The 21,294-nt window shown below is 73.3% G+C and carries 23 protein-coding genes and 1 tRNA gene; 14 read left to right on the forward strand and 10 right to left on the reverse strand.

Features of this window, described 5'->3' with window-relative positions; genetic code table 11:
* The first annotated feature begins 123 nt into the window (after window positions 1-123).
* Both KYT88_RS05755 and KYT88_RS05760 read left to right on the forward strand, forming a co-directional pair.
* Entirely contained in the window at window positions 124-1,038 is a 915-nt protein-coding gene (locus KYT88_RS05755) for a hypothetical protein (protein WP_043587704.1), read from the forward strand.
* Window positions 1,035-1,220, forward strand: a complete 186-nt coding sequence (locus tag KYT88_RS05760) for a hypothetical protein (RefSeq protein ID WP_043587702.1) — start codon at window positions 1,035-1,037, stop codon at window positions 1,218-1,220. Before KYT88_RS05755 ends, KYT88_RS05760 begins: the two co-directional genes overlap by 4 nt.
* 97 nt (window positions 1,221-1,317) lie before the next feature.
* Here KYT88_RS05760 and KYT88_RS05765 read toward each other — a convergent pair whose 3' ends face one another.
* The 3 genes from KYT88_RS05765 to KYT88_RS05775 all read right to left on the reverse strand — a co-directional run bounded on the left by KYT88_RS05765 (window position 1,318) and on the right by KYT88_RS05775 (window position 4,162).
* Window positions 1,318-2,328 (reverse strand): aldo/keto reductase family protein, encoded by a 1,011-nt coding sequence (locus KYT88_RS05765; protein ID WP_043587700.1) that lies wholly within the window; start codon window positions 2,326-2,328, stop codon window positions 1,318-1,320.
* Between the two features lie 134 nt (window positions 2,329-2,462).
* The gene (locus tag KYT88_RS05770; protein ID WP_043587699.1) at window positions 2,463-3,473 is read right to left on the reverse strand and encodes an aldo/keto reductase family protein; all 1,011 of its coding nucleotides are present in this window, start codon (window positions 3,471-3,473) and stop codon (window positions 2,463-2,465) included.
* Window positions 3,474-3,547: 74 nt separating this feature from the next.
* Window positions 3,548-4,162: a TetR/AcrR family transcriptional regulator gene (locus KYT88_RS05775; RefSeq protein ID WP_043587697.1), complete on the reverse strand. Its 615-nt coding sequence runs from the start codon at window positions 4,160-4,162 to the stop codon at window positions 3,548-3,550.
* Window positions 4,163-4,217: 55 nt separating this feature from the next.
* Between KYT88_RS05775 and KYT88_RS05780 the strand changes: the two genes are divergently transcribed.
* Window positions 4,218-5,015, forward strand: coding sequence for an SDR family NAD(P)-dependent oxidoreductase (locus KYT88_RS05780; protein WP_043587695.1), 798 nt, complete (start codon window positions 4,218-4,220; stop codon window positions 5,013-5,015).
* 90 nt (window positions 5,016-5,105) lie between these two features.
* On the opposite strand, the gene KYT88_RS05785 is transcribed toward KYT88_RS05780, so the two are convergent.
* From KYT88_RS05785 to KYT88_RS05795, 3 genes are all read right to left on the reverse strand, one after another.
* Entirely contained in the window at window positions 5,106-6,203 is a 1,098-nt protein-coding gene (locus KYT88_RS05785; protein WP_043587694.1) for a TerC family protein, read from the reverse strand.
* A gap of 239 nt (window positions 6,204-6,442) precedes the next feature.
* Window positions 6,443-6,862, reverse strand: coding sequence for a hypothetical protein (locus KYT88_RS05790; RefSeq protein ID WP_043587692.1), 420 nt, complete (start codon window positions 6,860-6,862; stop codon window positions 6,443-6,445).
* 42 nt (window positions 6,863-6,904) lie between these two features.
* Window positions 6,905-7,543 (reverse strand): MBL fold metallo-hydrolase, encoded by a 639-nt coding sequence (locus KYT88_RS05795; protein WP_043587690.1) that lies wholly within the window; start codon window positions 7,541-7,543, stop codon window positions 6,905-6,907.
* Between the two features lie 169 nt (window positions 7,544-7,712).
* On the opposite strand from KYT88_RS05795, the gene KYT88_RS05800 reads away from it, so the two are divergent.
* From KYT88_RS05800 to KYT88_RS05815, 4 genes are all read left to right on the forward strand, one after another.
* Window positions 7,713-7,788: transfer RNA gene (locus tag KYT88_RS05800), tRNA-Glu, on the forward strand.
* A gap of 106 nt (window positions 7,789-7,894) precedes the next feature.
* On the forward strand, window positions 7,895-8,617 hold the full coding sequence (locus tag KYT88_RS05805) for a Type 1 glutamine amidotransferase-like domain-containing protein (RefSeq protein ID WP_043587689.1): 723 nt from the start codon (window positions 7,895-7,897) through the stop codon (window positions 8,615-8,617).
* Window positions 8,618-8,627: 10 nt separating this feature from the next.
* Window positions 8,628-9,314, forward strand: coding sequence for a uracil-DNA glycosylase (locus KYT88_RS05810; RefSeq protein WP_043587687.1), 687 nt, complete (start codon window positions 8,628-8,630; stop codon window positions 9,312-9,314).
* 53 nt (window positions 9,315-9,367) lie between these two features.
* A complete protein-coding gene (locus tag KYT88_RS05815; protein ID WP_081840972.1) occupies window positions 9,368-10,057 on the forward strand; it encodes a GNAT family N-acetyltransferase in 690 nt (229 codons plus the stop codon).
* On the opposite strand, the gene KYT88_RS05820 is transcribed toward KYT88_RS05815, so the two are convergent.
* Complete coding sequence (locus KYT88_RS05820) at window positions 9,939-11,078, reverse strand: CPBP family intramembrane glutamic endopeptidase (protein ID WP_043587682.1); 1,140 nt, start codon at window positions 11,076-11,078, stop codon at window positions 9,939-9,941. The genes KYT88_RS05815 and KYT88_RS05820 overlap by 119 nt on opposite strands.
* A gap of 128 nt (window positions 11,079-11,206) precedes the next feature.
* Here KYT88_RS05820 and KYT88_RS05825 point away from each other — a divergent pair, with 128 nt between their 5' ends.
* Window positions 11,207-11,428 (forward strand): hypothetical protein, encoded by a 222-nt coding sequence (locus KYT88_RS05825; protein ID WP_043587680.1) that lies wholly within the window; start codon window positions 11,207-11,209, stop codon window positions 11,426-11,428.
* Window positions 11,425-12,435, forward strand: coding sequence for an NAD-dependent epimerase/dehydratase family protein (locus tag KYT88_RS05830; protein WP_051629399.1), 1,011 nt, complete (start codon window positions 11,425-11,427; stop codon window positions 12,433-12,435). Before KYT88_RS05825 ends, KYT88_RS05830 begins: the two co-directional genes overlap by 4 nt.
* Before the next feature lie 76 nt (window positions 12,436-12,511).
* On the opposite strand, the gene hxlA is transcribed toward KYT88_RS05830, so the two are convergent.
* The gene (gene hxlA, locus KYT88_RS05835) at window positions 12,512-13,135 is read right to left on the reverse strand and encodes a 3-hexulose-6-phosphate synthase (RefSeq protein WP_012037809.1); all 624 of its coding nucleotides are present in this window, start codon (window positions 13,133-13,135) and stop codon (window positions 12,512-12,514) included.
* Between the two features lie 56 nt (window positions 13,136-13,191).
* Entirely contained in the window at window positions 13,192-13,800 is a 609-nt protein-coding gene (gene hxlB / locus KYT88_RS05840; protein ID WP_043587675.1) for a 6-phospho-3-hexuloisomerase, read from the reverse strand.
* A 119-nt stretch (window positions 13,801-13,919) separates the two neighbouring features.
* Between hxlB and KYT88_RS05845 the strand changes: the two genes are divergently transcribed.
* From KYT88_RS05845 to KYT88_RS05855, 3 genes are all read left to right on the forward strand, one after another.
* On the forward strand, window positions 13,920-15,233 hold the full coding sequence (locus KYT88_RS05845) for a LuxR C-terminal-related transcriptional regulator (RefSeq protein WP_051629398.1): 1,314 nt from the start codon (window positions 13,920-13,922) through the stop codon (window positions 15,231-15,233).
* 124 nt (window positions 15,234-15,357) lie between these two features.
* On the forward strand, window positions 15,358-17,505 hold the full coding sequence (locus KYT88_RS05850; protein ID WP_043587674.1) for a bifunctional metallophosphatase/5'-nucleotidase: 2,148 nt from the start codon (window positions 15,358-15,360) through the stop codon (window positions 17,503-17,505).
* 110 nt (window positions 17,506-17,615) lie between these two features.
* Window positions 17,616-19,043 carry an amidase gene (locus tag KYT88_RS05855; protein WP_043587672.1) on the forward strand — a complete coding sequence of 476 codons (1,428 nt, stop codon included), beginning with the start codon at window positions 17,616-17,618 and terminating at the stop codon, window positions 19,041-19,043.
* Between the two features lie 9 nt (window positions 19,044-19,052).
* On the opposite strand, the gene KYT88_RS05860 is transcribed toward KYT88_RS05855, so the two are convergent.
* Window positions 19,053-19,790, reverse strand: a complete 738-nt coding sequence (locus KYT88_RS05860; RefSeq protein ID WP_043587670.1) for a sulfite exporter TauE/SafE family protein — start codon at window positions 19,788-19,790, stop codon at window positions 19,053-19,055.
* A gap of 80 nt (window positions 19,791-19,870) precedes the next feature.
* Between KYT88_RS05860 and KYT88_RS05865 the strand changes: the two genes are divergently transcribed.
* Together KYT88_RS05865 and KYT88_RS05870 are read left to right on the forward strand one after the other, a co-directional pair.
* Complete coding sequence (locus KYT88_RS05865) at window positions 19,871-20,863, forward strand: siderophore-interacting protein (RefSeq protein WP_043587668.1); 993 nt, start codon at window positions 19,871-19,873, stop codon at window positions 20,861-20,863.
* Window positions 20,864-20,865: 2 nt separating this feature from the next.
* Window positions 20,866-21,270, forward strand: coding sequence for an SIP domain-containing protein (locus KYT88_RS05870; protein ID WP_043587666.1), 405 nt, complete (start codon window positions 20,866-20,868; stop codon window positions 21,268-21,270).
* The last annotated feature ends 24 nt before the right edge of the window (window positions 21,271-21,294 follow it).

Raw genomic sequence — 21,294 nt, forward strand, 5'->3', positions numbered from 1 at the left:
ACAGGCCCGGATATCCGGGCCTTTTCCTTTTCCCGCTTCCTCCACAGTCCTCGGTGATGCGTCCCGGTCGCCGCCCTCATCGGGCAGGGGCCGGATGTCGGCCCGTCGGGCCATGATCGAGGCATGCCAGAGCGCACGAGGCGACGACCGATCACCCGCCCCGTCGTGCTCCAGCGGTGGCTCGTCGTGGCCGGAGCGATGGTCGCGCTGGCGACGCTCGTGGGCCTCCTGGTCGCTGCGGAGTGGAGGGTCCTCACCGCGGCGGTGTCCGCCCTCGCCGTGTTCGCCGGGGTCGTCCTGGCGTGGCGCAAGACGGTCGCGGAGGAGGCGCTCCGGGCGCGGGCCGGCTCCCAGGAGGAGGAGGCGCTCCGACGGGCGCGTGCGGAGCGGGAGCGCAGCGCGATCCTGTTCGGCTACAACCTCAGCGAGCTCCTCGGGACGATCGACGGCCTCGCCCGCCGCCCGCCCTCGGAGCGGTCCCAGGAGATCGCGGCCGTCCGGCAGTCCGCCGCCGTGCAGTGCAAGGAGGGCGTCGGCGCGGTGGATGCCCGTGCCGCGTACTTCCGCGTGGATGACCTCCGCGCGGTCCGTCGCCGGATGACGCCGGACAAGGTCGCGAGCAGCCCCGAGCGCACGGACGGCTTCACGACCGTGTTCGAGGAAGCAGGTGACGACGACCAGGACGTGTGGGAGGTCCTCGACGGACGCCGTCTCACCTCGTTCGTCGAGGACGTCGTGGAGTGGGAGACCGGCCGGACCGGTGCACGCGGGACGCGCTCCTACGGCACGTTCATCACCGCCCGCGTCGAGGCGGGCGGCGTGGCCTTCGGCATCCTCACCGTGAACGCCGTCCGTCCCGGCAGCCTCCTCCACGAGGACAAGCTCTACGTCGCGGCCATGGCGAGGATCCTGGGCCTCGCGGAGCTGCTGTGCCTCACGACGCACGCGCACCGGACCGCGACGGATGCCGCCGTTGGCCGCAGCGGGACGTCGGGCGTCGTGCCTATGATCGGGTACCGGCAGGAAGGCGCATCATGAGCGACACCATCATCTGGAGCTCCGACACCGGCGAGTTCACCGAGGTCCCGCACCCCGAGCGTCGTCGTGAGGCCATCCGCGCTGTCCTCGCCGACATCCAGGAGGACCCGCGCGCCTCTGTCCGCGTCGTCGAGGAGCGTTCGCGCGCCCGCCTCCGATGGGCTGACCGCGCCGAGGCCTGACGCCCACGACCGGCGTCCGGTCGAGCACGTCACACGACGACGGCCCCACCCGAGCATCTGCTCGAGCGGGGCCGTCGTCGCGTTCAGCGCAAGTGGATCAGGCGAGGCGCCCCTTCGGGGAGCTGTCGCTCGTCTTCGACGGGTCCTTCTCCACGACGTCGCCGAGGGCGTCGTCGATGCGGGTCAGGAGCTCCGCGGGGATCTTCACGCCCGACGCCTTCACGTTCTCGTGGACCTGCTCGGGCCGCGAGGCGCCGATGATCGCGGATGCGACGTTGTCGTTCTGGAGCACCCACGCGACCGCGAGCTGGGCGAGCGACAGGTCCAGCTCATCGGCGACGGGCTGCAGCTCCTGCACTCGGCTGAGGACGTCGTCGTTCATGTAGCGCTTGATCATGTCGGCGCCGCCCTTGTCGTCCGTGGCGCGCGAGCCCTGCGGCAGGTCCTGGCCGGGCTTGTACTTGCCGGTGAGGACGCCCTGGGCGATGGGGGACCAGACGATCTGCGAGATGCCGAGGTCCCTCGAGGTCGGGACGATCTCCTCCTCGATGACGCGCCAGAGTGCCGAGTACTGCGGCTGGTTGGAGATGAGCTGGAAGCCGAGCTCGCGGGAGAGGCCGTGCGCCTCGCGGAGCTGCTCGGGGGTCCACTCGCTGACGCCGATGTAGAGCGCCTTGCCCTGGCGGACGACGTCGGCGAAGGCCTGCATCGTCTCCTCGAGCGGGGTCTCGTAGTCGTAGCGGTGGGCCTGGTAGAGGTCCACGTGGTCGGTCTGGAGGCGCTCGAGCGAGCCGTCGATCGACGCCATGATGTGCTTGCGCGAGAGGCCGGTGTCGTTGTGGCCCTTGGCGCCGGTCGGGAAGTAGACCTTCGTGAAGATCTCGAGCCCGTCGCGGTCCTCGCCCTTGAGCGCGTCACCGAGGACCTTCTCGGCGACGGTGTTCGCGTAGCCGTCCGCGGTGTCGAACGTGGTGATGCCGGCCTCGAGGGCCGCCTGCACGCACTGCGTGGCGGTGTCGTTCTCGACCTGCGACCCGTGGGTCAGCCAGTTGCCGTACGTGATCTCGGAGATCTTGAAGCCTGAGTTGCCTAGATAGCGGAATTCCATCCTCCGAGCCTACGCCGGGCGCGCTGGGCGACCCCGGGACGCGGTCTGTCCGACCGGTGACCGGGAGATGCACGTGTGGCCCCGTCCGATGGTCTCGGGCGGGGCCGCACGGTCGTGCAGGAGGAGGCGGCGGATCAGGCCTCGCGGGTCTTCGGCGAGCTGTCCTCGGTCTTGCGCGGGTCCCTCTCGACGATGTCGCCGAGGGCGTCGTCGATGCGGGTGAGGAGCTCCGCGGGGATCTTCACGCCGGACGCCTTCACGTTCTCGTGCACCTGCTCGGGACGCGATGCGCCGATGATCGCGGAGGCCACGTTCTCGTTCTGGAGCACCCACGCGACGGCGAGCTGCGCGAGCGACAGGTCCAGCTCGTCGGCGTCGGGCTGCAGCTCCTGCACGCGGGAGAGGGTGTCGTCGTTCATGAACCGCTTGATCATGTTCGCGCCGCCCTTGTCGTCGGTCGCGCGGGATCCGGACGGCAGCTCCTGGCCGGGCTTGTACTTGCCCGTCAGCACGCCCTGGGCGATGGGGGACCACACGATCTGCGAGATGCCCAGCTCCCTCGAGGTCGGCACGACCTCCTCCTCGATGACGCGCCAGAGTGCCGAGTACTGCGGCTGGTTCGAGATGAGCTGGAAGCCCAGCTCGGTGGCGAGGGCGTGGCCGGCGCGCAGCTGCTCGCTCGTCCACTCGCTCACGCCGATGTAGAGGGCCTTGCCCTGGCGGACGACGTCGGCGAACGCCTGCATCGTCTCCTCGAGGGGCGTCTCGTAGTCGAAGCGGTGGGCCTGGTAGAGGTCGATGTAGTCGGTCTGGAGGCGCGTGAGCGACGCGTCGACGGAGTCCATGATGTGCTTCCGCGAGAGCCCCACGTCGTTGTGGCCCTTGGGTCCGGTGGGCCCGAAGACCTTGGTGAAGATCTCGATCGAGGCACGTCGCTCGTCCTTGAGCGCCTCGCCGAGCACGGTCTCCGCCTTGGTGTTGGCGTAGACGTCCGCGGTGTCGAAGGTGGTGATCCCCGCCTCGAGGGCGGCCTTCACGCACGCGGTCGCAGTGTCGTTCTCCACCTGCGATCCGTGGGTGAGCCAGTTGCCGTAGGTGATCTCGGAGATCTTGAAGCCGGAGTTGCCGAGGTATCTGAATTCCATGCTCCGACCGTACGCCGGGCACCTCCGCCGCTTGGCACGAAAGTGTGCGAGGCGGCCGGCGGCCGGCGGCGCGGTCAGGCGGCGGGGGAGCGGATCACGTGCAGGGGCGCGAGCGCCGTGTCGAGCGCCGCCTCCAGCGGCCACGCCGAGCGCTCCGGCTGGCTGAGCACCAGCCCGCCCTGGATGGCCGCGAGGATCACGGTGGCGATGCGCTGCGGATCCGCGGAGGGGCCGACGAGCCCGGCCTGCCGCATGCGCTCCACCCCGCGCACCAGGAACGCGCGCCAGGCGCGCATGGTCTCCGCGATGGCCCGCTCCAGCTCCGGGTCGACGGCGGAGGCCTGCGTCGCGAGGGAGCCGATGGGGCATGCCCACCGGCCGCGGCCGATGTAGTAGTCGACGAGCGCGGAGCGCCAGGCCTCCCACGACTCCCACGACGCGAGGTCGTGGATGTGCGGTTCCTGCGCCTCCATCAGCTGCCGGCCCTCCCAGGCCGCGACCTCGCGCACGAGCTCGAGCTTCCCGCCGGGGAAGTAGTGGAACAGCTGGCTCTTGCTCGTGAGGGTCGCGGCGCGCACGTCGTCGAGCGTCGTCCCGCCGACGCCGGTGGCGAGGATCTGCTCGCCGGTGGCCTCGATGATCCGCTGGCGGGTGAGCCGCCCGCGCTCGGTGATCCTCGGTTCGGCCATGCCACGATCCTATCGTTGTGGACCGACCGGTCCAACGCGTGCTAAGAATTGGACCATGCAGTCCAACGAAGAAGCCATCCAGTCCCTCGTCCCCGACACCCGGCTCGCCGGCCGCACGGCCGTCGTCACCGGATCCACCAGCGGCATCGGCGAGGCCATCGCCCGCGTGCTCGCCTCCTCCGGCGCCGAGGTCGTCGTCAGCGGCCGCGACGTCGACCGCGCCCGTTCCGTCGTCGCCGCCATCACCGCGGCGGGCGGGAACGCTCACGCCGTGCCCGCCGACCTCGCGGGGAGCGCCGAGGGGATCCGGCGGTTCGCGGCGGAGGCCGCCGCCGCGGTCGGCGGGCGGGTCGACATCCTCGTCAACAACGCCGGCATCTACCCGGTCGGGCCGACCGCGGCGCTCGGCGACGACGACCTCGACGCCGTCCTCGCCGTCAACGTCCGGGCGCCCCACGTGCTCGTCGCGGCGCTCGCGCCCGCGATGGCGGAGCGGGGGAGCGGCGCCGTGGTCGACGTCGGATCCTGGATGTCCCGCGTCGGCGTCCCGTTCGGCGCCGCCTACACGGCGTCGAAGGCCGCCCTCGAGCAGATGACCCGCACGTGGGCGGCGGAGTACGGCCCACACGGCGTGCGGGTCACCACGGTCGCGCCGGGCGTGACCGCCACGCCCGGCAACGCGTCGGATGCGGCCGTGCTCGACGCCATGACGGCGACCACGCCGGCAGGCGTCCCGGTGCGTCCCGTCGACATCGCGTTCGCCGTGCGCTTCCTCGTCTCGGACGAGGCGGCGTTCGTGCACGGCGCGCTGCTCGACGTCGACGGCGGCATCGGCAGCACGCGCCTCGGCTGACGCGCAGCCGCGCAGCCGCGCGATCGCACGACGACGCCCGCCCCCGGATCCGGGAGCGGGCGTCGTCGTCGTGCGGCGGAGCGGGAAGCGCTAGCGGCGCGGGGCGTCCGCGTCGCGGCTGACGTCGACGCTGCGGCCGGAGCCGCGGGCCGCGTCGTCGTCCGCATCAGCCGGGGACTTCTCGCCCTCGACGGCGGCGGCGGAGTCGGTGCCCTCGACCGCGGTGCCGTCGCGCTTGGTCTTCGCGAGGCTCGCGACGGTCGCCACCGTGATGGTGAGGAGGATGAACGACAGCGAGAACCAGATCGGGATCTCGGGCGCCCACAGCATCGGCTCGCCGCCGTTGATGAAGGGCACCTCGTTCACGTGCATGGCGTGCAGCACGAGCTTCACCGCGATGAAGCCGAGGATCACCGCGAGGCCCTGCGAGAGGTACACGAGGCGCTCGAGCAGCCCGGAGATCAGGAAGTACAGCTGGCGGAGGCCGAGCAGCGCGAACGCGTTGGCGGTGAAGACGATGTACGCCTCCTGCGTCAGGCCGAAGATCGCGGGGATGGAGTCGAGCGCGAAGAGCACGTCGGTGAGGCCGATGGCGAGCATCACCAGGAACATCGGGGTGAAGAGCTTCTTGCCGTCGACGCGGGTCGTCAGCTTGTCGCCGTCGTAGTGGTCCGAGGTGGGGATGAAGCGGCGGAGCACGCGGATGAGCTTCGAGTCGGACTCGTCCTCGTCGTGCGTCTCCTTCATCTGCTTGTACGCCATGACGAGCAGCAGCGCGCCGAACAGGTAGAAGACCCAGGAGAAGTTGTCGATGATCGCGGAGCCCATGGCGATGAAGATGCCGCGCATCACGAGCGCGATGGCGATGCCGACGAGCAGCACCTTCTGCTGGAAGGCCCGCGGCACGGCGAAGCTCGACATGATGATGAGGAAGACGAAGAGGTTGTCGACGCTCAGCGCCTTCTCCGTCACGTAGCCGGCGAAGTACTCGCCGCCGAAGGTCCAGTTCGAGAAGACGCCGACGCCCACGCCGAACACGAGCGCGATGACGATGTAGACGACCGACCAGGTCGCGGACTCCTTGAGCGTCGGCTCGTGCGCCTTCCGCACGTGCGCGAAGAAGTCGAAGACCAGCAGGCCGAGGACGGCCGCGATGGTCGCGGCCCAGAGCCAGAAGGGGACATCCATTGTGGGTTCTCCAGTACTCGGACCGCTCGTGGGTCCGGTGGGGTACTGAAGGTCTCCTCCACCCCGCGGACGATGTCCGCGGAACCGGCCGTACGGGTCGGAGTGGTCCGACCGTATTGACGACACGACCGCCGGATGGGAGTACTCCCCTTCGATGGAACAGCCTATACGGCCGCATGGAGCGCTCCGGGCCGCGCCGGCGGATCCCCAGCTGACGCGAGGTCGGGAGCGCAGGCCCGCTATTCGAGGAAGAGCAGCGCGATCCCCGCGACGGCCGCCAGGGCGCCGATGCCGATGAGCACGAGCCCGGTCACGCGGAGCGCGCGGCCGTCGAGCTCGGGGGCGTGCGTGCGGACGCGCCACGGGGATCGCGGCGAGAACCAGACGCGCACGTCGGATCCGGCGGCGAGGTCGTGGGTCTCCGGGGTGTCGGCCGGGGCCTCGTGCACGTCGCCGTCGCCGTCGAACCAGCGGAGGACGCGCCCGGGTGCTGCGCCGTCCTCGCGGGCGGGCCCGTCCGCGACGAGGCCCTCGGTCGCCGTCCAGCGCCGGCCGACGACGCGCACCGAGAGCCCCGCGACGTAGAGCAGGACGCCGGGGACGAGCGCGATCCAGGTGAGGAACTCGATGATGAGCGACGCCGCGGCGAGACCGTCCATGCCGATGACCCCGCGTCCGCTCGTCGAGAGCCCGAACAGGGCCTAGAGGTCGATGCTATCGCCGGGCTCGAGGGCGTGGAACTCGCCGCCGCCCTGCTCGGTCGCCCACTGCAGGCGCCCGTTCGAGATCGCCTTGCCCGCGGTGGAGAGCACCATCTCGTGCGTGGGGAAGGCGCGGCGCGGCTTCACGGCGAGCACGTAGTCGATGGACTCGCTGATCTTCATCCACGGCGCGCCCGCGGGAGCGGCAAGCAGGTCGACCTCGACGCCTTCCGGGATGGTGAACGAGTCGCCCGCGTAGTAGAGCGTGTCGTTGACGAGCACGCCGAGGTTGTCGACCACGGGGATGGACTCGTGGATCACGGCGTGCGTGCCGCCGAAGAAGCGCAGCGTGAAGGGTCCGGCCTCGATGGTGTCGCCGGCCTCGACCACGGTCACGTCGAAGTCCGCGACCGCGGCCGCGACCCCGGACGGCGCGTAGATGGGCACGCCCTCGTTCTTGTCGAGGATCCGCTTGAGCTGCTCCGGGGTCCAGTGGTCCGCGTGCTCGTGGGTGATGACGATGGCGTCGGCGTTCATCGCCTCCGTGATGGGGGTGGTGAAGGAGCCCGGGTCGATGAAGAGCTTGCGCCCCGAGAGTTCCAGGACCAGGGCGGCGTGCTCGAGCTTCGTCAATCGCATGAGAGGAGCCAACACCGTCGAGGCGGCCGGGGCAAACCGGCGCGCGGGGGCGCCCGGACGCGCCCGTCGGGGGCGCGTGATCGGCACGGGATCGGGCGGATCCGGCCCGGTCGGGGCTCGATTTGGTCGGGCTGTGCGCGCTGTGGCATACTCGACGAGTTGCAAAAACGGCCCCATCGTTTAGCGGCCTAGGACACCGCCCTCTCACGGCGGTAACACCGGTTCGAATCCGGTTGGGGTCACCACCGCATCATGCAGCCCGGCTCCTCCTCACGGAGGTGCCGGGCTTTCTTCTTGCGCTCGTCGCCTGCGGGGCCCGGGGCGTGCGCCTCGGCCCTGTACCGTCGAGGGGTGAGTGTGCACCTGGTCGGAGGCGGCCTGTCGGATGACGACACCCCCCTCCTCGCGCGGTTCCTGTCCGAGGCGACGACGAGGGCGACCGATGCCGCCCGGTTGGAGCCGGCCCGCATCGCCGTGGTCCTCGTGCACGACGGCCTGGGTGCCGAGTGGTTCGACGAGTACGCCGGCGCGCTGCGTGCCGCGGGCGCGTGCGAGCCAGTCGCGGTGCTGGCCCCCGAGGGCGGATCCATCGAGGTCGCGCAGCTGCAGGACGTCGACGGCATCGTCGTCGGCGGCGGCCTGACCCCCGCGTACCGCAAGGCGCTCGAGCCGATCTTCGGCGAGATCCGCCGCCAGGTCACCGCAGGGGTCCCGTACCTCGGCTTCTCCGCGGGCGCCGCGGTCGCCGCCGAGACCGCCATCGTCGGCGGCTGGCGCATCGGCGACGTCGAGGTCGTGCAGGAGTCCGCCAGCGAGGACCTCGACGAGGTCACCGTCGAGCAGGGCATCGGCCTCATCGACGTCGCGGTCGACGTGCACGCCGCCCAGTGGGGCACCCTCACGCGGCTCATCGCCGCCACGGAGGCGGGGCTCGTCGAGGGCGGCGTCGCCATCGACGAGGGCACCGTGCTCATCGTGGGCGAGGGCCAGCTGGTCGTCGAGGGGCGCGGCAGCGTCTGGTCGGTCATCGGCTCGGAGACGGGCGTCACCGTCAGCTCCGCCGGCGCGTCCTGATCCGCCGCCCGTGGCGCTGACCCTGCCCGAGCTCGTCGAGCGCGGCCTCATGGACGCCGGCTGGGCCGAGGTGCTCGCGCCCGTCGCCGACGACATCGCGCGCATGGGCGAGTGGCTGCGCGCCGAGGTCGCCGCCGGCCGCCCCTACCTCCCCGCGGGCGACCGCGTGCTGCGCGCGTTCCAGCAGCCGCTCTCCGACGTGCGCGTGCTCATCGTCGGGCAGGATCCGTACCCCACGCCCGGCCACCCCGTCGGCCTCTCCTTCTCGGTCGAGCCCGACGTGCGGCCCGTGCCGCGGAGCCTCGTCAACATCCACCGCGAGCTGCGCGACGACCTGGGGATCCCGACGCCCGAGCACGGCGACCTCACCGCGTGGACCCGCAGCGGCGTGCTCCTGCTCAACCGCGTGCTCACGGTGCGGCCGGGCGCGCCCGCGTCGCACCGTGGCAAGGGCTGGGAGGCCGTGACGGAGTGCGCGATCCGCGGCCTGGCGGCGCGCGGCGGCCCGCTCGTCGCGATCCTCTGGGGCAAGGACGCGGGATCCCTCGCGCCCCTGCTCGCGCCCGTGCCGTCGATCACCTCGGTGCACCCGAGCCCGCTGTCGGCGTCGCGCGGGTTCTTCGGCTCGAAGCCGTTCAGCCGGGCGGACGCGCTGCTCGCCGAGCAGGGCGCCGATCCCGTCGACTGGCGGCTCTGAGCCGGTCCCGCGGGATCCGTCCGCGCGCGCGGCCGTCCCCGTAGGATCGCGGCATGCTCGAGGAGGAATACCAGCGGCGACGCCGCCTGCCCGCCCACCTCCGGAAGCCCGCGCCGCCGCTGCCCGTCTTCTCCTACGAGATCCGGCGGGCGACGACCGACGACCTCCCGGACATCCGCGAGGTCTACAACCACTACGTGATGAACAGCACCGTCACCTTCGACGAGACGCGCATGACGCTCGCCAGGTGGCGCGGCCGGTTCGGCCAGCTCGAGCGGATGGGGATGCCGTTCCTCGTCGCCGTCTCGCCGTCGGGGCAGGTGCTCGGCTACGCGCTCGTCGAGCCCGTCGGCAACCGGCGGTCGTCGCGGACGACGGTCGAGGACTCGATCTACCTGGGCGCGGCGTCCACGGGCAAGGGCCTCGGCCGCGCGCTGCTGGAGGCGCTCGTCGACGCGTGCCGCGAGGCGGGGATCCGCGAGGTCATCGCGGTCATCGCCGACCAGGGCGCGGACGCGTCGATCCGGCTGCACGCCTCGCTGGGCTTCACGGAGAGCGGGCGGATGGGCCGCGTCGGCTGGAAGTTCGGGCGCTGGCTCGGCACCGTCACGATGCAGCTGACGCTCAAGCCGACGGCGCAGCCGGGCCTGTGGGCGCGGACCATGCGGCGAGCGACATCTGGCGCTGCCGCTCCTGCTCCCACCACGCACGCTCCCGCTCGCGCCGCTCCTCCTTCGCGGTGAGCGGCCGGGGCGCGACCGTCTCCACCCGGTGACGGCGGGCCCACCAGCCGGTGAGCAGCGCGGATCCCAGCACGACCGCCATGGGCAGGAGCATGAACGGTCCGCCGGTGCCGGCGCTGCGGTCGAAGCTCTGGGACATCTGGCCGAGGATCACCGTGGGGATGAACAGGAGCGTGTTGTTGAGCGCGTGGATGAGGACGGGCGCCTCGAGGCCGCCCGTGAGCCGCGCCGAGAGGGTCGCCGACAGGCCGAAGACGAAGTAGTAGGCGATGAGCCACGGGTCCTCGGCGAGGTGCGCGAGCGCGAAGAGTGAGCTGGAGACCACCGCGCCGACGACGAGGGCGACGCGGGTGCTGCGGAACCAGGATCCGACCGAGCGCTGGATGAGGCCGCGGAACCCGTACTCCTCGCCCGCCGACTGGAGCGGCGTGGTGAGCAGCACGATGGCCAGGTAGAGCCAGACCTCGCCGTCGAAGCGGACCTCGCCCGAGGGGTCGAGCGCGAACGTGACGCCGATGTAGACGAGGAAGACGGGCACCATCACGAGCGCGACGCGGCCGAGCCAGCGCCAGCGGAACCGGCCGGCGATGGACGACGTCGCGCCCATCCGGATGCCGAACAGCCAGCGCTGCAGGAGCATCGAGACGGGGATCAGCGCGGCGAGCGACAGGTTCGTGGCGAGCAGGACGACGGGGGTCATCGTGGTGAGGGACGCCTCGTCGGCGGGATCCATCCGGCCCGTGAGGATCTCGATGAGGATCGCGGCGCCGCCGAAGACGAGGGAGAGCACGAGGAAGGCGACGCCGAACAGCACGAGCGCGAGGATCCCGCGCCAGGGGCCGCCCGTGTCGCGGAGGCCGTGGTGGTACGGGACGGGCGGGCGCTCGGGGAGCGACGGGAGCTCGGGCGGGAACGCGCCGGGCATCGCGGCGGTCGGCGGGGCGCCGGGGACGACGGGCGGGGCGACCGGCGGCGACGGGTTCGCTGCGGGATCGGGGGCGGTCGGCTCCTGTGCGCTCATGCCGCCACGGTACGCGGGGCGGCTGCGCGCGCGGATCCCCCCGACGGCGGAGGGCGCGCGGCGGACGGCGGAGGACGCCGGGCGACGTAGCGCCGCCGCGTACGGTGGACGCGACGAGAGGCGCATCCATGCAGCAGGACGAGCACGAGGACCAGGGGCACGACGAGGCCCGCGACGCCGACTTCGCGGAGAAGCGGCACGAGCAGCTGACGACGGCGCCGAAGGCGGTCGAGTCGGATGCGGCACCGCGCATCGACGTGACCGAGCACGACGACGGCGTGACGCGGATCGACGTGGCGGACACGGCGTCGGTGCGGCCCGGGAAGACGACCCCGGCGCGCGAATCGTGAGCGACGCGGGCATCGGCACCGGCTCGACGGGGGCCCCGCGCGACGTGCTCGTGCTCGGCGGCACCGGGTGGATCGGCCGGCTCGTCGCGGAGCGGCTGGCGGCGCGCGGCGACCGGGTGACGTGCCTCGCGCGCGGCACGGGCGGATCCGCGCCCGACCTCACGCGGTTCGCGGCGGCCGACCGCGACCTGCCCGACGCGTACGCCGCCGTCGTCGGCGCGGACTGGGACGAGGTCGTCGACCTCACCTCCTCCGCCGAGCACGCGAGCTCCGCCGTCACCGCGCTCGGCGAGCGGGCCCGGCACTGGACCCTGGTCAGCACCGTCTCCGTGTACGCGTCCTTCGCGCATCCGGGCGAGGACGAGACGGCGGCGCTCGTGGAGCCCGTCGACCTCGAGGAGTACGGCCAGGCGAAGGTCGCGGCCGAGCGCGCGGTGACCGCGGCGCTCGCCGGACGGCGGATGATCGTGCGCCCCGGCCTGATCGTCGGGCCGGGCGACGACAGCGACCGGTTCGGCTACTGGCCGGCCCGCTTCGCGCTCGCGGGCGACGGACCCGTCCTCGTGCCGGACGCGACGGGCCGGCACTCCCAGGCGATCGACGCGCGGGACCTCGCCGACCTGGTCGTCGACGTCGGCGTGCGCGCCCTCGACGGCGTCGTCGACGCGGTGGGGGAGAGCGTGCCGCTGGCCGACGCGCTGGATCTCGCGGCCGAGGTGGCGGGATCCACGGGCGAGCGGGTGGTCGCGACCGACGACCAGCTGGCCGCGGCCGACGTGCGGCACTGGGCGGGACCGCGCTCGCTGCCGCTGTGGCTGCCGGGAACGGCGGCAGGGATGCTGGCCCGGAGCGACGCGGGGATCCGCGCCCTCGGCGCCGCGCGTCGGCCGCTCGCCGAGACCATGCGCGACGTGCTCGCCGACGAACGCGAGCGCGGGATCGACCGGCCGCGCGCATCCGGCCTCGCGCGCGACGAGGAGCTCCAGGTCCTGGCGGCGCTCGGCTGACGCACGGGCTGCACGCACGAGCGCCGCGCACCCGTCCGGAGAGGGGGTGCGCGGCGCTCGGGGGGAGCAGGGTGGATCAGCGGATCGCGGCCCGCAGCTCGGCGGCGGCCGCGGCCGGGTCGTCGGCCGAGTAGATCGCGCCGCCGGCGACGGCGACCACGGCGCCCGCGTCCTGCACGTCGCCGATGGTGCCGGGCTTCACGCCGCCCGCGACGGAGAACGCCACGCCGGATGCCTTGCCGGCCTCGAGCAGGTCGCCGAACGTGTAGCCGTCCTCCGCCTGCTCGTCGAGGCCCGCGTGCATCTCCACGAACTCGGCACCGAGCTCGGTGACCTCCTTCGCGCGCTTCGCCTTGTCCGGGACGCCGATGAGGTCGACGACGATGCCCTTGCCGTGCTTCTTGGCGGCCTTCACGGCGCCCGCGATGGTGCTGTCGCCCGCGACGCCCAGGACGGTGACGAGGTCGGCGCCCGCGGAGAACGCGATGTCGGCCTCGAGCTCGCCGGCGTCCATCGTCTTGAGGTCGGCGAAGACGATCTTGTCGGGGTGCGCCTCCTTGATCGCGGTGATCGCGGAGAGGCCCTCGGCCTTGATGAGCGGGGTGCCCAGCTCGATGATGTCGACGTGCGGCGCGGCCTTGCCGGCCAGCTCGAGCGCGTCCTTCGTCGTGAGCACGTCCATGGCTACCTGGAGCTTCATGCGGTTCCTCTTCCTGTCGTGATGCGTTAGGTGGTGGGGGATCGAGCGACCGTCGGTCACTCGAGGTTGGCGTGACGCGGCCACAGCTCGTCGGCCGTGAGGCCGGACGCCTGCCACAGCGCGTGGAACACGGCGTCGCCGACGAGCGCGACGCTCAGCTCGAACAGCCCGCCCGCGTACTGCGCCGAGACCGTGCCGCCGTGGTCCTGCTTGGCGGCCGCGGGGATCAGCACGGTCACGTCCGCGACGTCGGCGAGCGGCGAGTCGTCTGCCGTGGTGAGCGCGACGATCCGGGCGCCGACGTCGTGCGCGGTCTGCGCGGCGCTGACGATGCCGGCCGTGGTGCCGGATCCGCTCGCGACGAGGAGGACGTCGCCCTCCTCGATCGCCGGCGACGTGGCCTCGCCGACCACGTGTGCGTCGAGCCCGAGGTGCATGAACCGCATGGCGGTCATGCGGAGCGCGAGGCCCGAGCGGCCGGCGCCGAGCGCGAAGACGCGGCGGCCGTCGCGGATCACGTGGGCGGCCTCGTCGAGGCGCTCGGCGAGGTCCGGGTCGGTGAGCGCGCGGGCGACGCGGGCGTTCTCGTCGGAGATCAGCGTCAGGGCGGCGGCCACGTCGACGGGGGAGTCGCCGGACGGGCGGGGATGCGTCGTGTTCGTCACCCTTCGAGGGTGCTCCTCGCGGCCCGTCCGTGCGGCCCACCCGACGGGTGGATCCGCCTACCCGTCCGAGCAGGTCGCCGTCCCGCGGGCGGCGGATCGGGTGGGCGTACGGTGGCGGGATGCCGTCCCGGACCCACCCCGCAGATCCCTCCGCCCGCCCTGCCGTCGCGTCAGCGGACGCCGTCGCGCTCCTCGACGGGCTGCACGACGCGCTCGCCGCCCCGCTGCAGGAGGTGGCCGAGTCGCTGTCCGGGCTGCTGCAGCCGGTGGTCGCGCACCGCGCCCTCGTGATCTTCACCGAGGACTGCACCGGCCGCCCCCGCAAGAAGGCGGGCGAGGCGGAGGTGGTGGAGAACGTGACCATCGCCGAGCTCGACCGGATCCTCGCGAGCCTGGCGGACGGGTCCGACGGCGACGCCGGCTCCGCCTGGGCCGTCGAGCACCTCGTCGGCGGCCGGCCGCGCACGGTCGCCGCCTGGCGCGCCGACACGGGCGCGCTCCTCGTGCTGGTGGATCCCGTGGCCGCGCACGACGACGTCCCCGCCGCCCGCGAGCTCGTCCGCGCTCTGTGGCGCAGCGTCGCCCACGGGATCCGGCAGCAGGTCGCCGCCGCGCCGCCCGCGTACCTCGCCGAGGCGCGCGCCGTCTCCTCGGAGCGCGCCCGCGTCGTGTCCGAGCTGGGCGACGCGCACGCCACCACGCTCGAGTCGCTGCTCGCCGTGCTCCGCTCCTCGCGCACGGGCGACGCCGCCGCCCGGCAGACCGCGGCCGACCTCGCCACCAACGCCATGGTCGAGCTGCGCGCCGCGAGCGACCGCGACCGGTCGCTCGGCGAGGAGCCCGTCGCCCGCGCCTTCGCCCGGCTCCGCGACGACCTGCGGCCGCTCGTCCGCTTCCGCGACCTCGACGTGCAGTTCGTCGAGCCGCCGGTGGACGGGCGTGCGCTCCCGGGCGAGGTCGCGCACGCGGGCCGGGCGATCGTGCGCGGCGCCGTGCTCGCGCTCGTCGAGCAGCCGGATGTGACGCGGGTGCGGATCCAGTGGGACTGCGACGGCAGCAACCTCCTCGTCGGGATCCGCGACGACGGCGCGGGCGCGACCACCGCCGACCTCGACGCGCTCCGTCGCCTCACCGACCGCGTCGCCGCGCTCGACGGCGCGCTCGACGTGACGGCGACGCCCGGCTGGGGATCCGAGATCGCGGTGCGCCTGCCGCTCGACGCGCCCGCCGCCGGCCTCGACGCCGCGGGGGAGGCGGGGCTCAGCGCGCGGGAGCGGGAGGTGCTCGCGCTCGTGGCCGGCGGATCCCGCAACCGCGCCATCGCGACCTCGCTCGGGATCAGCGAGAACACGGTGAAGTTCCACGTCGCGAACCTGCTGCGGAAGATGGGCGCGTCCACCCGCGCGGAGCTCGCGGGGCTCGTGCGGGGCTGAGGCGGCGCGCCAGCGGCGCGACAGCGGGACGGCGCTCGCAGCGGGTCCCGGAGTTAACCCCACGGAAACCTCAGCTCCGTAAGGTATTGAGCACCGCCGCCCGCCCGAACGAGGATGTCCCCGCATGCGCCCTGCTCCCACCCGCCGCCCGTCCGGAGCCGCGCGCTCCGGCGCCCTCGCCCTCGTGGCGGGCCTCTCCGCCACCGCGGTCCTCGGCCTGGGGGCTGCGCCCGCATCCGCCGCGGAGGGCGACGTCGCGATCGACGTCTACTCCATCAACGACTTTCACGGCCGCCTCGAGACCACGTCGTCCACCGCGGGCGCCGCCGTGATCTCCGGCGCGTTCCAGCAGGCGAAGGCTGAGAACCCCAACAGCACGCTCATCAGCGCGGGCGACAACATCGGCGCATCGACCTTCACGTCGCTGTCGCAGCAGGACGAGCCCACGATCGACGCGCTCAACGCCATGGGCGTCTCCGTCTCGACCCTCGGGAACCACGAGTTCGACCAGGGCCGCGACGACGTCGACGGCCGCGTCGTCCCCGCCTCCGACTTCCCCTACATCTCGGCGAACCTCTACGAGAAGGGCACGAAGGAGCACGCGTACGCGGCGTACGACGTGCAGGACATCGACGGCGTGCGCGTCGCGTTCGTCGGCGCGACCACCGAGGCGCTGCCCGAGCTCGTGAGCCCGGCCGGGATCGCGACGCTCGACGTCGGCAGCGTCGTCGACGCCTCCACCGCCACCGCCCGCGCGCTCCGCGACGGCGACGACGCGAACGGCGAGGCCGACGTCGTCGTGCTCGTCGTGCACGAGGGCGCGTCCACCTCCGACGAGTCCTCCCTCACCGACGACTCGGTCTTCGGCCGCATCGTGACGGGCGTGCAGGCCGACGTCGACGCCGTGATCTCCGGCCACACCCACCTCGGCTACGACTACGAGCTGCCGGTCGCGGGCAAGGCCCTGCCGCTGCCCGTGCTGCAGACCGGCAGCTACGGCACGAACCTCGGGCACCTGGCGCTCACGGTGGATCCCGCCACCAAGGCCCTCACCTCCATCTCCTCCGAGCTCGTCCCGCTGCTCACCGCGGACGGGAAGCCGGCGTTCCCGGCGGATCCCGCGGTGCAGCGCATCGTGGACGACGCGGTCGCGAAGGCCGAGGTCATCGGCAGCCGCACGGTCGGCGAGATCACGGGCGACATCACGCGCGCCCGCCAGGCCGACGGCTCCGAGAACCGCGGCGGCGAGTCCACCATCGGCAACCTCGTCGCCGACGCGCAGCTCTGGGCCACGCAGGCGGACCTCGGCACCGAGATCGCCTTCATGAACCCCGGCGGCATCCGCCAGGACCTCGCGGTCGCGTCCTCCGGCGCGGGCGACGCGGAGGGCGAGGTGACCTACAAGGAGGCCGCCATCGTGCAGCCGTTCGCCAACACGCTCACGACCGCGAGGATCACCGGCGCGGGCGTCAAGGCGGTGCTCGAGCAGCAGTGGCAGCCCGAGGGATCCTCGCGGCCGTTCCTCAAGCTCGGCCTGTCGCGCGACCTCACCTACACGTACGACCCGACGGCCGCGCGCGGCGAGCGGATCACGGGCGTGTTCTTCCAGGGCGAGCCGGTGGATCCCGCACGCGTCTTCACGATGGTCGCGAACAGCTTCCTCGCGGAGGGCGGCGACAACTTCACCGAGCTCGCCAACACGACCGAGCAGAGCGACTCCGGCCGCGTCGACCTCACGGCGTTCGTGGACTACATCACCGAGTTCTCGCCCGTCGAGCCCGACTCGGCGACGCGCTCCATCGGCATCGTCGACACCACCGGCACCGCGCCCCGCGCCGGCCAGGAGCGCTCCTACGAGCTGTCCTCGCTGCTCGTCTCGAACGCGCCCGTGCAGGACACCGAGGTCGTCACGCTCATCGACGGCGAGGAGGTCGCGCGCACGCCGATCGACGCGGCCGTGGTCGACACGACCGACGAGCAGGGGCGCGCGAGCGTCCGCTTCACCGTGCCGGCCGGCCTCGCCGCGGGATCGCACCAGCTCGCGTTCCTGCTGCCGAGCACGGGCGCCTCGGTGCTCTACGCGCTCGACACGCAGGCGGGATCCGTCGTCCCGTCCGGCACGGGCACGGTGCCCGCGCCGAGCTCCGAGCCGACGCTCGCGGCGACCGGATCCGAGTCCGGACCCGTGCTCGGGACCTCGCTCGCGGCGCTCGCCCTGGGCCTCGCGCTCGTGGCGTTCCGTCGCCGGGCGCAGGCGGCCGCGCGCCGCTGACGGTCGCGCGACGATCCGCCGACGGGGCGGGTGCCGGGACGACCGGCGCCCGCCCCGTCGGCGCGTCCGCCGCCGGTCGGCCGGCGGCGACCCCGGCCTACGCTGGAGCGGTGTTCGAACTCCACCACCTCAGCGCCCAGGACCTGTGGGACCAGCTCCAGCGCGGCGAGGTCACCCCGACCGAGCTCGTGACCCACTACCTCGAGCGCATCGAGCGCCTGGATCCGGGCCTCGGCGCCTTCACCACCGTCACCGCCGACCGCGCCCTGGAGCGCGCGCGGTTCGTCGAGCGCGAGGTGCCGCGCACCGCGCCGCTCTGGGGCCTGCCGTTCGGCGACAAGGACCTCTCCGAGCGCGCCGGCGTCCGCACGACGTTCGGCTCGCGCCTCTTCCGCGACCATGTCTCCGACCGCACGGACGCGATCCCTCAGGCGCTCGACGACGCGGGCGGCATCAGCCTCGGCAAGACGAGCGCGCCCGAGTTCGGCCTTCCGTCGTACACCGAGAGCCTCGTCGCGCCACCCGCTCGGACTCCCTGGGACACGACGCGCGGCGCCGGCGGATCCAGCGGGGGAGCGGCCGTCGCGGTCGCGGCGGGCCTGCTGCCGTTCGCGCCGGGATCCGACGGCGGCGGCTCGGTGCGGATCCCCGCGGCGGCCACCGGCCTCGTCGGCCTCAAGCCGTCGCGCGGCCTCGTGCCCGCGGGGTCCGGACAGGAGTCGCTCGCGGGCCTCGTCGTGCCCGGCCCGCTCGCGCGGAGCGTCGCCGACGCGGCCATGCTGCTCGACGCCATGATCGGCCGGGTCAACGGCCGCATCCCGCACCCGTTCACGCTGCGGGCGCCCGAGGACGCGGACGGCGACCTGCTCGGCGCGGCCGTCCGCGGCGAGGGCCGCTTCCAGATCGGCGTGATGACCACGACGCCGTGGGACGACGCCTACGAGATCGTCCGCTACGCCTCCGCCGACGACGCGCTCGCCCTCGCCGTGCGCGAGCTGGCGACCATGGGCCACGGCCTCGAGGACCTCGCGCTCCGGCCGGATCCCACCTACGCGCCCGCGTTCCGCACCATCTGGCAGGCGGGCGCCGCGGGGATCCCCGCCGAGGGCGCCCAGCTGGAGCTCCTCGAGCCGCTCACGCGCTGGCTCGTGGAGCGCGGCCGGGCGCTCAGCGCGCGCGACCTCGCCCGCGCGCTCGCGCAGCTCGCCGCCTACGAGCGCAGCGTCATCGCCCAGTTCGCCCACGTGGACGCCGTGCTCACGCCGGCGCTCGCGCAGGAGCCGCGGCCGATCGGCTGGTACGACGCCGAGGACGGCGAGCGGAACTTCGCGCAGCAGGTGCGGTACACGCCGTACACGTCGTTCGCGAACGTCACGGGGCTCCCCGCGATCACGCTGCCCGTGCACCTCACCGACGACGGCCTGCCCATGGGAGTGCAGCTCATCGGGCGACCGGGCGGCGAGGCGACGCTCCTCGCGATCGGCCGGCAGCTCGAGCGGCGGCTGCACTGGCAGCGGCGGCACCCGCCGCAGTGGTGAGGCGGCGGGTCAGCTCAGCCCGCTGATCCCCTTGACGATCGCCGAGACCGCGCCGCCGAACGCCAGCACCACGACGGCCGCGCGGGCGCCGCGCGTCGGGATCCGGGGGCCGAGGAGCGTCCCCGCCCCGATCCCCGCGAGCATCGTCACGATGATGCCCACCCACGCTGCCGTCCCCAGGTCCGGCCAGCGCTCCGGCGCGATGAGGAGCTTGGTGAGGAGGGACGAGGCCCCGACCGTGACGAAGAACGGCTGGAGCGTCGCCGCGAACGCCCGCTGCTCCCAGCGGCTGACGACCGCGTAGACGCTGAGGCTCGGCCCGCCGATGCCGGCCGCCGCGTTCATGACGCCCGACGCGAATCCGAAGCCCGCCATGACGCCCGGCCCGTCGATCGGGCGCGCGGTGCGCCGGAGCAGGAGCGAGGTGGTGAGGGCGGCGATGAGCAGCAGGCCGATCCCGATCTCGAGGGCCTCGTCCGGCAGCAGGTAGGCGAGGAGGGCGCCGGGCACGATCCCCACGAGCGCGGGGATCGCGAGGAAGAGGTAGCGCCGCCACTCCACGTCCCGCCGCACGCCCGCCAGGATGATCGCCGCCGACAGCGCGCCGCAGAGGTTCACGATGAGGACGCCGTCGAAGGGGCCGAGCAGGATGACGAGCACGGGCGAGACGACGAGCGCGAAGCCGAGGCCGGTGACGCGCTGGGCCACGGCGCCCACGAACACGGCGGCGAGGACGAGGGCGGACACGATGACATCCTCCCGTGGATCCCGGTCTAGTTCCGCCGCCCGCCCTCGACCGCTGAGGTAAGGCATGCCATACTTAGGCTGTGCTTACCTCCACCGCGACCCTCGCCGCCGGCACCGCTCCCGTCGAGGACACGGTCGAGGAGCAACCCGCGGTCGAGCGCCCCGCCTACCGGCCGTTCGCGGCGCGTGTGGCCCGCACCGAGCGCGTCAGCCCGACGTTCCTCCGGATCACGTTCCAGAGCGACGACCTCCGCGACTTCGGCGACGAGTGCCTCGACCAGCGCATCAAGCTGCTGCTGCCGGTCGCCGAGCACGGGCTGCCCGACCTCACCGGGGTGGGCGGCGACGACTGGTTCGCCTGGTGGCGCGCCCTGCCCGACGCCGAGCGCAACCCGCTCCGCACCTACACGTCCCGCGCGGTGCGCCGCGACCTCGGCGAGGTCGACGTCGACTTCGCGCTCCACGGCGACATGGGCCCCGCCTCGCGCTGGGCCGGATCGGCCGTCGTCGGCGACCCCATGGTCCTCATCGGACCCGACGCCCTGAGCCCCGCGCGCGGGCTCGGCATCGAGTGGCATCCGGGCGCCGCGCGGTCCCTGCTCCTCGCGGGCGACGAGACGGCCGCGCCCGCCATCTGCAACATCCTCTCCTCCCTGCCCGACGACGCCGTGGGCTGCGCCTTCATCGAGGTGCCCGTCACGGGCGACCGCCTCGACGTGCGCGTGCCGAAGGGCGTGAACCTCACCTGGCTGCCGCGCGACGGCCGCCCGAACGGATCCCGCCTCGAGGAGGCCGTGCGCCACTGGGTCGACTGCCACGTGAAGGTCGGCGCCATCGCCGCCCCCGAGGTCGCGCTCGCCGACGACGCCCAGCCGCTCGCGGAGGACGACGCCGAGGGCATCGTCTGGGACGCGCCGGTCGTCCACGAGGGCTCGACGCTCTACGCGTGGCTCGCGGGGGAGTCCGGCTGCATCAAGGCGATGCGTCGCTTCCTCGTGCGCGACACCGGCATCGACCGCCGTCAGGTCGCCTTCATGGGCTACTGGCGCCGGGGCGCCGCGGAGGGATCCTGACCATGGCCGGAGCCACCCGCTCGCGCACGCGCAAGGACGTGAAGCGCCAGGTGCTGCTCGTCACGGACGAGACCGGCCTCGCCGCGACGCAGGCCGCGCTCGCCGCGCTGCCGCTGTGCACGCGCGGCAGCGTGTTCGTCGAGGTGCCCGACGCGTCCGTCGAGGTCGCGCTCGCGCACCCGCCGCGCATGGTCGTCACCGTGATCGCGCGCGAGGGCCGCGGGGTCGACGGCGCACCCGCCGCGCCCATGACCGCGGTCGCCCGGGCGGTCGGCGCGTGGGCCAGCGAGATGATGGTCTTCGCCGCGCCCGTCTCCGACGAGCACCCGGTCACCGAGGTCAGCGTGCTGCTCGGCGGGCACGTCGGCGGCCACGACGACCTGCTGCACCTGCTCGCGACGCGCTGACGCGGATCCGCCGGGCGAGCGTCG

The sequence above is a fragment of the Clavibacter sp. A6099 genome (assembly GCF_021919125.1).
GTDB lineage: Bacteria > Actinomycetota > Actinomycetes > Actinomycetales > Microbacteriaceae > Clavibacter > Clavibacter seminis.